The following is an 11651-nucleotide window of genomic DNA, read 5'->3' as shown; positions in this document are numbered from 1 at the left end:
GAATTGATCCACGGCTTGAACCAGCAGGGTCCAGTCACGTTCAGGCAGCTYGCTGAATTCATCTTCGGCGAACGGGCCGCGACGCAGTTMCCACGGACGCTCGCCATTCTCGATGATCAGTCGCGATTCGACTTCTTCTTCCAGCGCCAGGCCGGCCAGTTCGTCGGCGTCGATCGGGCTTTCGAAATCAGGAATCGCCTGGCGGATCAGCAGTGGTTTTTTCTGCCAGTAGTCGCGCAGGAATTCCCGTGCCGTGATGCCGCCCAGAAGTTGAAGAGGAATATCAGGATTCATGTGTAACCTATTGAAAAAATGCACTTTTCAGACGGGAATAAAAACGCCCGGCGCTGCCGGGCGTCTTAAAAGGGTCTAGCGGTCGATCAGATGCGTCTGGCTTGTTCTGCAGCGTTGCCGATGTAGTTGGCCGGGGTGAGCAATTTCAGCTCGGCCTTGGCGGCGGCTGGCATGTCCAGGCCGTCGATGAAAGTCTGCAGTGCTTCTGGGCTGATGCCCTTGCCGCGGGTCAGTTCTTTCAGCTTTTCGTACGGGTTTTCGATGTTGTAGCGACGCATTACGGTCTGGATCGGCTCGGCCAGTACTTCCCAGCAGGCGTCCAGGTCAGCGGCAATCTTCTGCTCGTTGAGCTCAAGCTTGCTGATGCCCTTGAGGCTGGCTTCGTAGGCGATCACGCTGTGGGCGAAGCCGACACCGAGGTTGCGCAGTACGGTGGAGTCGGTCAGGTCGCGCTGCCAGCGAGAGATTGGCAGTTTGCTCGCCAGGTGCTGGAACAGTGCGTTGGCGATGCCCAGGTTGCCTTCGGAGTTCTCGAAGTCGATCGGGTTGACTTTGTGCGGCATGGTCGACGAGCCGATTTCGCCAGCGATGGTGCGCTGCTTGAAATAGCCCAGGGAGATGTAGCCCCAGATGTCGCGGTCGAAGTCGATCAGGATGGTGTTGAAGCGCGCAATCGCGTCGAACAGCTCGGCGATGTAGTCGTGCGGTTCGATCTGCGTGGTGTACGGGTTGAAGCCCAGGCCCAACTCGTCTTCGATGAAGGCGCGGGCGTTGGCTTCCCAGTCGATCTCGGGGTAGGCCGACAGGTGGGCGTTGTAGTTGCCGACAGCGCCGTTGATCTTGCCCAGCAGCGGAACGGCAGCGACTTGAGCGATCTGGCGCTCCAGGCGGTAAACCACGTTCGCCAGTTCTTTACCCAGGGTGGTCGGTGAGGCCGGTTGACCGTGGGTGCGCGACAGCATCGGTACGTCGGCGAAGCGGATCGCCAGTTCGCGGATGGCGTTGGCGGTCTGGCGCATCAGCGGCAGCATCACGTCATCACGGCCTTCGCGCAGCATCAGGGCGTGGGACAGGTTGTTGATGTCCTCACTGGTGCAGGCAAAGTGGATGAACTCGCTGACCTTGGCCAGTTCCGGCAGCTTGGCCGCCTGCTCTTTGAGCAGGTATTCAATGGCCTTGACGTCGTGGTTGGTGGTGCGCTCGATCTCTTTGACGCGCTCGGCGTGCTCCAGAGAGAAATTTTCCGCCAGGGTGTTGAGCACAGCGTTGGCTTCGGCAGAGAACGCCGGCACTTCGCTGATGGCAGGGTGAGCGGCCAGGCGCTGGAGCCAGCGCACTTCAACCAGAACGCGGGCACGGATCAGGCCGTACTCGCTGAAAATTGGGCGCAGGGCCTGGGTTTTGCCGGCGTAGCGGCCGTCAACAGGGGAAACCGCAGTGAGCGAAGAGAGCTGCATGGGGTGTTCTCGGACAGTCGGGCAACGAAATGGGGCGCGTATCATACATGAAAAAATCCGCCGGTCCGTCGCCAACTGACCGGCGTATTACGCGTATTGCTATGTTCAGTTCTGTCGATGCGGGTTATTCGTTACGCATCAACGGGTAAAGCTCTTTCAGCAATTTGCGGCGGCTGATCACCAGCTGCCAGCGATGACCGCCCAATTGCCGCCACAGGCGCGCCGAACGGATGCCGGCCAGCAGCAGGGCGCGAATTTTCGAGGCATTGCTCGGTTGTTGCAGGTTGCGCATGTCACCGTGCACCTGGATGCGTTGGCGCAGGGTGCTCAGGGTGTCCTGATACAGCGCGCCGCATGCAGCGATCACGTTTTCGTGGGCCGGGCCGAAGTGTTCGACCTGGGACTGAATCTGCGGCAGACGCTTGCCAATCACGTCGAGCATGTCGTTTCGCTTGGCCAGCTGACGTTCAAGGCCGAGCATGGCCAGGGCATAACGCAGCGGTTCGCGCTGCAGGGCGCTTGGATCGCGTTCGAGGGCGCCAATCAGCGCGCGGTAGCCTTCACGCAGGTTGATGTCGTCGCCGCCGTAGACTTCCAAAGTGTCCTTGGGGTCGCGGATCAGCAGGCTACCGAGCATGCAGGTCAGTCCGGCTTCGTTGGTCTGGCCGGACTTGGCAATCCTGTCCACCAGCACGGCGGCGAGAAACACGCCGCCCAGTGCTGTCAGTTGCTCCTGAATCGGGTTCATAGGGCCTGGCCCTTGCTCGTCCACGGCTCGGCTACTTCAATCACGCCGCCGCCGAGGCAGATTTCACCGTCGTAGAACACCACGGACTGGCCCGGAGTGACCGCGCGTTGCGGATCATCGAAGGTCGCGCGATAACCGGTGGCGGTTTTTTCCAGGGTGCACGGCTGGTCGCTCTGGCGATAACGAACCTTGGCGGTCAGCTTGCGTGGCTGGCTCAGATCGATCGGGTTGACCCAGTAGATATCGGAAGCGAGCAGGGCGCGGGAGAACAGCCACGGGTGATCGTTGCCCTGGCCAACGATCAGCTCGTTGTGTTCCAGGTCCTTGATCAGCACGTACCACGGCTCATCGCTGGCATCTTTCAGCCCGCCAATGCCCAGGCCCTGGCGCTGGCCGATGGTGTGGTACATCAGGCCGTGGTGACGGCCGATGACTTCACCTTCGGTGGTCTTGATCTCGCCCGGTTGCGCTGGCAGGTACTGCTTGAGGAAGTCGCTGAAGCGGCGCTCGCCGATAAAGCAGATCCCGGTGGAATCCTTTTTCTTCGCGGTCGCCAGTTCGTATTTCTCGGCAATGGCGCGCACTTGCGGTTTTTCCAGCTCGCCGACCGGGAACAGGGTCTTGGCGATCTGTTCACCGCCGACGGCGTGCAGGAAGTAGCTCTGGTCCTTGTTCGGATCCAGGCCCTTGAGCAGTTCGGTGCAGCCGTCGATGTCGCGGCGACGCACGTAGTGACCGGTGGCGATCAGGTCGGCGCCGAGCATCATGGCGTAGTCGAGGAACGCCTTGAACTTGATTTCGCGGTTGCACAGGATGTCCGGGTTCGGCGTGCGTCCGGCCTTGTATTCGGCCAGGAAGTGCTCGAACACGTTGTCCCAGTACTCGGCGGCGAAGTTGGCGGTGTGCAGCTTGATGCCAATCTTGTCGCAAACGGCCTGGGCATCCGCCAGATCATCCATGGCGGTGCAGTATTCCGTTCCATCGTCTTCTTCCCAGTTCTTCATGAACAGGCCTTCCACCTCATAGCCCTGCTCGATCAGCAGGAGGGCGGAAACGGAAGAGTCCACGCCGCCGGACATGCCGACAATGACGCGCTTCTTTTGTGTGTCAGAAGGGGCTGGATCACGCATAGGGATTCAATGAGTGTCTTGAAAAAAGACGCGATTCTAGCAGGCTAAGGCCCGCAAGGCTAAAGAGAAGGACGGATCAATTCGAGGCCGAAGTGTTGGCCTGTCAGATAGTCGTCGATGCAGCGGATGATCAGCTCGCTGCGCCAGTTGTCGCGCTGCTCGATTAATTCCTCGCGGGTCAACCACTTGGCGCCGATGATGCCGTCATCCAGTTGGTAGTCGGGGTGGTGTTTCAACGCTTTGGCGATGAAACAGATCCGCTGGTAGGTCACGCCGTTGCTTGGGGCTGTATAGAGGTAAATGCCCAGTACGCCGGTCGGTTCGACGTCCCAGCCGGTTTCCTCGAGGGTTTCGCGCACGGCGGCTTCGGTCAGTGTTTCGTTCGGGTCCAGATGACCGGCGGGCTGGTTAAGCACCACGCGTCCGTGCTTGAGTTCCTCGACCATCAGGAAGCGGCCGTTGTCTTCGACGATGGTGGCGACGGTGATGTGGGGTTTCCAGTCCATGAATCGTCCTCAATTTCCAATGTTGAAACACAGTCAAATGTAGGAGTGAGCCTGCTCGCGATAGCGGTGGGTCAGGCGAATCAATGTTGAATGATATACCGCTATCGCGAGCAGGCTCGCTCCTACATTGGTTTTGTCTGGGTTCTGAAAACACAAACCCCGGCACAGGGCCGGGGTTTGTGATGTTCCCTTACAACCTTAAACCAGCGCAGCAACTGCCGCGTTGAAGGTTGCGCTCGGGCGCATGGCCTTGCTGATCAGCTCGGCGTCGGCGTGGTAGTAACCGCCGATGTCCACTGGCTTGCCCTGAACGGCGTTGAGTTCGGCAACGATGGTCGCCTCGTTCTCGGTCAGGGTCTTGGCCAGGGTCGCGAACTGCGCTTGCAGTGCAGTGTCTTCGGTCTGGGCAGCCAGGGCTTGAGCCCAGTACAGTGCCAGGTAGAAGTGGCTGCCGCGGTTGTCGATGTTGCCGACTTTGCGCGATGGCGACTTGTTGTTGTCCAGGAACTGGCCGGTGGCCTGGTCCAGGGTCTTGGCCAGCACCAGCGCCTTAGGGTTGTTGTAGGTCACGCCCAGGTGTTCCAGGGACGCGGCCAGGGCCAGGAATTCACCCAGCGAATCCCAGCGCAGGAAGTTTTCTTCCAGCAACTGCTGAACGTGCTTCGGAGCCGAACCGCCAGCGCCGGTTTCGAACAGGCCACCGCCGTTCATCAGCGGCACGATCGACAGCATCTTGGCGCTGGTGCCCAGTTCCATGATCGGGAACAGGTCGGTCAGGTAGTCGCGCAGTACGTTGCCGGTCACCGAGATGGTGTCTTTACCTTCGCGGGTGCGCTGCAGGGTGTACTTCATCGCGTCGACCGGCGCCATGATCTGGATGTCCAGGCCGGCAGTGTCGTGATCTTTCAGGTAAGCCTGAACTTTCTCGATCACTACGCCATCGTGGGCGCGCATTGGGTCAAGCCAGAAAATCGCCGGAGTGCTGCTGGCGCGAGCACGGTTGACGGCCAGTTTGACCCAGTCCTGGATCGGCGCATCTTTGGTCTGGCACATGCGGAAGATGTCGCCGGCTTCAACAGCCTGTTCCATCAGCAGGGTGCCTTTGCTGTCGGTCACGCGAACAACGCCGTCAGACTTGATCTGGAAAGTCTTGTCGTGGGAACCGTATTCTTCGGCTTTCTTCGCCATCAGGCCAACGTTTGGCACGCTGCCCATGGTGGTCGGATCGAACGCGCCGTTGGCCTTGCAGTCTTCGATCACTGCCTGGTAGATGGTCGCGTAGCAGCGATCCGGGATCACGGCCTTGGTGTCGTGCAGCTGGCCGTCGGTGCCCCACATCTTGCCGGAGTCACGGATCATTGCTGGCATCGAGGCGTCGACGATGACGTCGCTCGGCACGTGCAGGTTGGTGATGCCTTTGTCGGAGTTGACCATCGCCAGGGAAGGGCGAACGGCGTAGACCGCCTGGATGTCAGCTTCGATCTGCGCTTGCTGCTCGGCAGGCAAGGCCTTGATGCGAGCGTACAGGTCGCCGATGCCGTTGTTCAGGTTGAAGCCGATCTGTGCCAGCACGTCAGCGTGCTTGGCCAGTGCGTCTTTATAGAACTCGGCAACGATCTGGCCGAACATGATCGGGTCGGAGACCTTCATCATGGTGGCTTTCAAGTGAACCGACAGCAGCACGCCTTGTGCCTTGGCGTCTTCGATTTCGGCCGCGATGAAGCTGCGCAGGGCGTTTTTGCTCAATACCGCGCAATCGAGGATCTCACCGGCTTGTACGCTGGTCTTTTCTTTCAGGACGGTGGCGGTGCCGTCTTGAGCGATCAGTTCGATCTTCACGGCGTCAGCGGCGTCGATCAGGGCAGCTTTTTCGCTGCCGTAGAAATCGCCGGTGCTCATGTGTGCGATGTGGGACTTGGAGTCCTTGGCCCAGGCGCCCATTTTGTGCGGGTGCTTGCGTGCGTAGTTCTTGACCGACAGCGGAGCACGGCGGTCTGAGTTGCCTTCACGCAGAACCGGGTTTACGGCGCTGCCCTTGATCTTGTCGTAGCGCGCCTTGGCTTCTTTGTCGGCGTCGCTGGTGACGGTCTCAGGGTAGTCCGGCAGTGCGTAGCCCTGAGCTTGCAGCTCTTTGATCGCGGCTTGCAGTTGTGGAACCGAAGCGCTGATGTTCGGCAGCTTGATGATGTTGGCTTCAGGCGTAACGGCCAGGGCGCCCAGTTCGGCGAGGTGGTCGGCTACGGCTTTGTCACCCAGTTGCTCGGGGAAGCTGGCCAGGATGCGCCCTGCAAGAGAGATATCGCGGGTTTCAACGGCGATATCAGCCGAGGCGGTGAACGCCTCTACGATAGGCAACAGTGAATAGGTGGCGAGGGCAGGAGCTTCGTCGGTGAAGGTATAGATGATCTTCGAGCGGGTGGGCATATTCGGATTAACTCTCTCTTCTTTGCTAAAGCGTGCGCAGAAACTCGAGGGCGCCGGGTAAGCGCGTTCGTTCAAAGTCATCCATGAGCCGAATATCGAGGTTTCGTTGCTGTGATGTTGGGTGCATCAGTAAGGCGTCAAGTGGCCGGACTGCGATAACAGGCCGGCCTGCCAGGCGGAAAGTCTCGTCGTAGAGCACTTCAACCGTCGTGACCCTGTGGTCAGCGGCGGCATTATACATAGGTAGCTGGCAATCTGCCGATGGTTCATACGCAACGAATGTCGTCCATTGGTCTAAAGGTCGCAGGGGCAAGTCGGGCGTAGAGTCATTCGTCGTGCTTGGTTTTGGCGCTTTTCCCTTTGCTTTCAGGCTTGTAGCGCACGAGTTGCAAGGCTTTGCGCCAGATGGATGGAACATAGGGTTTGCGCGCCGATTCAACTGGGTTACGCTCGAACCAAGCCAGATGTTCAATCCAATCAATGGAGTTCAGCATGGGTTACAAGAAGATTCAGGTTCCAGCCGTCGGCGACAAAATCACCGTCAATGCAGACCATTCTCTCAATGTTCCTAATAACCCGATCATCCCCTTCATCGAAGGCGACGGCATTGGTGTCGACATCAGCCCGGTCATGATCAAGGTTGTCGATGCTGCTGTTAAGAAGGCTTACGGTGGCGAGCGCAAGATTTCCTGGATGGAAGTGTACGCCGGGGAGAAAGCGACTCAGGTTTACGATCAGGACACCTGGCTGCCTCAGGAAACCCTGGACGCGGTCAAGGATTACGTGGTTTCCATCAAGGGCCCGCTGACCACCCCGGTCGGTGGCGGCATCCGTTCCCTCAACGTGGCCCTGCGTCAGCAACTCGACCTGTACGTCTGCCTGCGCCCGGTGCGCTGGTTTGAAGGCGTGCCTAGCCCGGTCAAGAAGCCAGGCGATGTCGACATGACCATCTTCCGCGAGAACTCCGAGGACATCTACGCCGGCATCGAGTGGAAGGCCGGTACGCCGGAAGCCACCAAGGTCATCAAGTTCCTGAAAGAAGAAATGGGCGTGACCAAGATCCGTTTCGACGAAAACTGCGGCATCGGCGTCAAGCCGGTTTCCCTGCAAGGCACCAAGCGTCTGGCGCGCAAGGCCCTGCAATATGTTGTCGACAACGATCGCGATTCGCTGACCATCGTGCACAAAGGCAACATCATGAAGTTCACCGAGGGTGCCTTCAAGGAATGGGCCTACGAAGTGGCGGCTGAAGAGTTCGGCGCGACCCTGCTCGACGGTGGTCCGTGGATGCAGTTCAAGAACCCGAAAACCGGCAAGAACGTTGTCGTCAAGGATGCGATCGCCGATGCCATGCTTCAGCAGATCCTGCTGCGCCCGGCCGAGTACGATGTGATCGCGACCCTGAACCTGAACGGCGACTACCTCTCCGACGCCCTGGCGGCGGAAGTGGGCGGTATCGGTATCGCGCCAGGTGCCAACCTGTCCGACACCGTGGCCATGTTCGAAGCCACCCACGGTACTGCGCCGAAATACGCCGGCAAGGACCAGGTCAATCCCGGTTCGCTGATCCTGTCCGCTGAAATGATGCTGCGCCACATGGGCTGGACCGAAGCAGCCGACCTGATCATCAAGGGCACCAACGGCGCGATTTCCGCCAAGACCGTGACCTATGACTTCGAACGTCTGATGGAAGGTGCGAAGCTGGTATCGTCTTCCGGTTTCGGTGATGCRCTGATCTCGCACATGTAAGAACGCGCAGGCACACAAAAACCGCCTGATTCAATAAGTTGAGTCAGGCGGTTTTTTTATGACTGGATGACGGGTTGCGTCAGCTCGACACCGTTTCGTGCTGGGTGGCGGGCGCGGTCTGTTCGCTCGGGAGCGTGGCAGACGTGATATTCAATGCATGCAAGCCTTTGGGGCCCTGAACGATCTCGAAGCTGACGATTTGTCCGGCCTTGAGGGTTTTGTAGCCGTCCATCGCGATGGCCGAATAGTGAGCAAAGAAATCGATTTCCTTGCCGTCCTCATCACGGCCTTCTTTGGCATCGGTGTTAATGAAACCGAATCCCTTGGCATTGTTGAACCATTTCACCTTGCCAACTGACATACCCAACTCCCTCTGCAACAGACTCCATCACTGGAGTATCATCCAGTACATCCGCAGTCGAATCTGTAAATAAGATTGACTCCGCGGACCTTTTTTACCCACTGTGGGCTCTATTGGTTGTAACACCGTTTTGCCGATAGTCAAGCTGACCGGGCAGTCGGAGTTGAAAACGCTGATAGCCGCCCCCACCAATGTATTTGAACAACTGACGAACCTTTCTTTCCATGCATGCAATCAGCCAGATTCGACTAACATTCAATCAGGATCGCCCTGATTTACACGACGACGATTCCACAGGCATTGCTGTTCAGGAGGCAAAGCCTGCACTACAGGCGCCGCCGATGTACAAGGTGGTTTTGTTCAACGATGACTACACACCGATGGATTTCGTCGTCGAAGTGCTCGAGGTGTTTTTTAACCTGAATCGCGAGCTGGCGACCAAGGTCATGCTGGCCGTCCATACAGAAGGGCGGGCAGTATGTGGAGTGTTTACCCGCGACATCGCCGAGACCAAGGCCATGCAGGTCAACCAGTACGCCAGGGAAAGCCAGCATCCGCTACTCTGTGAAATCGAGAAGGACGGTTAATCGCCGACCACTTGGGTATGAGGTGAAGCTATGTTAAACCGCGAGCTCGAAGTCACCCTCAATCTTGCCTTCAAGGAGGCCCGTTCGAAGCGTCATGAGTTCATGACCGTCGAACACCTCTTGCTGGCCCTATTGGACAATGAGGCTGCCGCCACCGTTTTGCGTGCGTGCGGTGCAAACCTCGACAAACTCAAGCATGACCTGCAGGAGTTCATCGACTCCACCACGCCATTGATCCCCGTGCATGACGAGGATCGCGAAACCCAGCCAACCCTGGGCTTCCAGCGTGTCCTGCAACGTGCTGTGTTTCACGTACAGAGCTCGGGCAAACGCGAAGTGACTGGTGCCAACGTGCTGGTCGCGATCTTCAGTGAGCAAGAGAGTCAGGCGGTGTTCCTGCTGAAACAGCAGAGCGTCGCCCGTATAGATGTCGTCAACTACATCGCCCACGGCATTTCCAAGGTGCCGGGGCATGGCGATCACTCTGAAGGTGAGCAAGATATGCAGGACGACGAGGGCGGTGAGTCTTCTTCCTCGGGTAATCCCCTGGATGCTTATGCCAGCAACCTCAACGAACTGGCGCGCCAGGGTCGTATCGATCCGTTGGTGGGTCGTGAGCTGGAAGTCGAGCGCGTCGCGCAGATCCTTGCGCGTCGTCGCAAAAACAATCCGCTGCTGGTGGGCGAGGCGGGCGTGGGTAAAACCGCGATTGCCGAAGGCCTGGCCAAGCGCATTGTCGACAACCAGGTGCCGGACCTGCTGGCCAACAGCGTGGTTTACTCCCTTGACCTGGGTGCCTTGCTGGCCGGTACCAAGTACCGTGGCGATTTCGAGAAGCGCTTCAAGGCGTTGCTCAATGAGCTGAAAAAACGTCCGCAGGCGATCCTGTTCATCGACGAGATCCACACCATCATTGGTGCGGGTGCCGCGTCCGGTGGTGTCATGGATGCCTCGAACCTGCTCAAGCCACTGCTGTCGTCCGGTGATATCCGCTGCATCGGTTCCACAACGTTCCAGGAGTTCCGCGGGATCTTCGAGAAGGACCGTGCCTTGGCTCGGCGCTTCCAGAAGGTCGATGTGTCGGAGCCTTCGGTGGAAGACACCATTGGCATTCTGCGCGGCCTGAAGGGGCGTTTCGAAAGCCATCACAATATCGAATACAGTGATGAAGCCCTGCGCGCGGCTGCCGAACTGGCCTCGCGTTACATCAATGATCGTCACATGCCGGACAAGGCCATTGATGTCATTGATGAGGCGGGTGCCTATCAGCGTCTGCAACCGGTGGAAATGCGCGTTAAACGCATCGAAGTGCCTCAGGTCGAGGACATCGTTGCGAAGATTGCGCGGATTCCGCCAAAACACGTCACCAGCTCCGATAAAGAGTTGCTGCGTAACCTTGAGCGTGACCTGAAATTGACCGTGTTCGGTCAGGATGCCGCGATCGATTCGCTGGCAACCGCGATCAAGCTGTCCCGTGCCGGCCTCAAATCCCCTGACAAGCCTGTCGGTTCGTTCCTGTTCGCAGGGCCTACCGGTGTCGGTAAAACCGAAGCGGCGCGTCAGTTGGCCAAGGCCTTGGGTGTCGAGTTGATTCGCTTCGACATGTCCGAGTACATGGAGCGCCACACCGTATCGCGTCTGATCGGTGCGCCTCCGGGTTATGTCGGGTTCGATCAGGGCGGCCTGCTCACCGAAGCCATCACCAAGCAGCCACACTGCGTGCTGTTGCTCGATGAGATCGAGAAGGCGCATCCGGAAGTCTTCAACCTGCTGCTGCAGGTGATGGATCACGGTACGTTGACCGATAACAACGGGCGCAAGGCGGATTTCCGTAACGTGATCGTCATCATGACGACCAACGCCGGTGCCGAGACCGCAGCCCGCGCTTCGATCGGTTTCACCTATCAGGATCACTCGTCCGATGCGATGGAAGTGATCAAGAAGAGCTTCACGCCGGAATTCCGCAACCGTCTGGATACCATCATCCAGTTTGGTCGCCTCAGCCATGAGGTCATCAAGAGCGTGGTGGACAAGTTCCTTACCGAGCTTCAGGCGCAACTGGAAGACAAGYGTGTGTTGTTGGAAGTCACTGATGCGGCCCGCAGCTGGCTGGCCGAAAGTGGTTACGACGCGGCGATGGGTGCTCGCCCAATGGCGCGCCTGATCCAGGACAAGATCAAGCGTCCGCTGGCGGAGGAGATTCTCTTTGGCGAACTGGCCGAACATGGCGGTGTGGTGCACATCGACATCAAGGACGGCGAGCTGACCTTCGAGTTCGAGACCACAGCCGAGATGGCCTGACGTTTGGAAGCAAAGCCAAAAGGCGCTGAAAGGCGCCTTTTTGCTATCTGTCGAAATCACCACGGTTCCCTGTGGGAGCGAGCTTGCTCGCGAT

11 protein-coding genes are annotated in these 11651 nt (G+C 58.6%); 3 read left to right on the top strand and 8 right to left on the bottom strand.

Annotation, left to right across the window (positions count from 1 at the left end; genetic code table 11):
• The 7 genes from AC1DVH_RS19925 to AC1DVH_RS19895 all read right to left on the bottom strand — a co-directional run.
• Positions 1–294, bottom strand: a 294-nt coding sequence (locus AC1DVH_RS19925) for a cupin domain-containing protein (RefSeq protein WP_477755250.1), incomplete at its 3' end; no start/stop codon positions are given.
• An 86-nt stretch (positions 295–380) separates the two neighbouring features.
• Positions 381–1751: an adenylosuccinate lyase gene (gene purB / locus AC1DVH_RS19920; protein ID WP_103405060.1), complete on the bottom strand. Its 1371-nt coding sequence runs from the start codon at positions 1749–1751 to the stop codon at positions 381–383.
• Between the two features lie 124 nt (positions 1752–1875).
• Positions 1876–2499: a high frequency lysogenization protein HflD gene (gene hflD / locus AC1DVH_RS19915; RefSeq protein ID WP_108217855.1), complete on the bottom strand. Its 624-nt coding sequence runs from the start codon at positions 2497–2499 to the stop codon at positions 1876–1878.
• Positions 2496–3629, bottom strand: coding sequence for a tRNA 2-thiouridine(34) synthase MnmA (gene mnmA / locus AC1DVH_RS19910; RefSeq protein ID WP_477755249.1), 1134 nt, complete (start codon positions 3627–3629; stop codon positions 2496–2498). The genes hflD and mnmA overlap by 4 nt, the downstream gene beginning before the upstream one ends.
• A gap of 59 nt (positions 3630–3688) precedes the next feature.
• Positions 3689–4135, bottom strand: a complete 447-nt coding sequence (locus AC1DVH_RS19905; RefSeq protein ID WP_477755248.1) for an NUDIX hydrolase — start codon at positions 4133–4135, stop codon at positions 3689–3691.
• Between the two features lie 198 nt (positions 4136–4333).
• On the bottom strand, positions 4334–6559 hold the full coding sequence (locus tag AC1DVH_RS19900; protein WP_477755247.1) for an NADP-dependent isocitrate dehydrogenase: 2226 nt from the start codon (positions 6557–6559) through the stop codon (positions 4334–4336).
• 326 nt (positions 6560–6885) lie between these two features.
• Positions 6886–7053, bottom strand: a complete 168-nt coding sequence (locus AC1DVH_RS19895) for a hypothetical protein (protein ID WP_191628038.1) — start codon at positions 7051–7053, stop codon at positions 6886–6888.
• Between AC1DVH_RS19895 and icd the strand changes: the two genes are divergently transcribed.
• Positions 7052–8308 (top strand): NADP-dependent isocitrate dehydrogenase, encoded by a 1257-nt coding sequence (gene icd / locus AC1DVH_RS19890; RefSeq protein WP_057399856.1) that lies wholly within the window; start codon positions 7052–7054, stop codon positions 8306–8308. The genes AC1DVH_RS19895 and icd overlap by 2 nt on opposite strands.
• A 79-nt stretch (positions 8309–8387) precedes the next feature.
• On the opposite strand, the gene AC1DVH_RS19885 is transcribed toward icd, so the two are convergent.
• Positions 8388–8669: a cold shock domain-containing protein gene (locus AC1DVH_RS19885; RefSeq protein ID WP_477755246.1), complete on the bottom strand. Its 282-nt coding sequence runs from the start codon at positions 8667–8669 to the stop codon at positions 8388–8390.
• Positions 8670–8893: 224 nt separating this feature from the next.
• Here AC1DVH_RS19885 and clpS point away from each other — a divergent pair, with 224 nt between their 5' ends.
• Together clpS and clpA are read left to right on the top strand one after the other, a co-directional pair.
• Entirely contained in the window at positions 8894–9256 is a 363-nt protein-coding gene (clpS, locus tag AC1DVH_RS19880; protein ID WP_032829596.1) for an ATP-dependent Clp protease adapter ClpS, read from the top strand.
• A gap of 30 nt (positions 9257–9286) precedes the next feature.
• Positions 9287–11557, top strand: coding sequence for an ATP-dependent Clp protease ATP-binding subunit ClpA (clpA, locus tag AC1DVH_RS19875; protein WP_477755245.1), 2271 nt, complete (start codon positions 9287–9289; stop codon positions 11555–11557).
• Positions 11558–11651 lie beyond the last annotated feature (94 nt).

This window comes from Pseudomonas sp. P4_C3 (genome assembly GCF_056402075.1).
The sequence above is the reverse complement of the archived record's forward strand: the minus strand, read 5'-3'. Positions and strand labels throughout refer to the sequence as shown.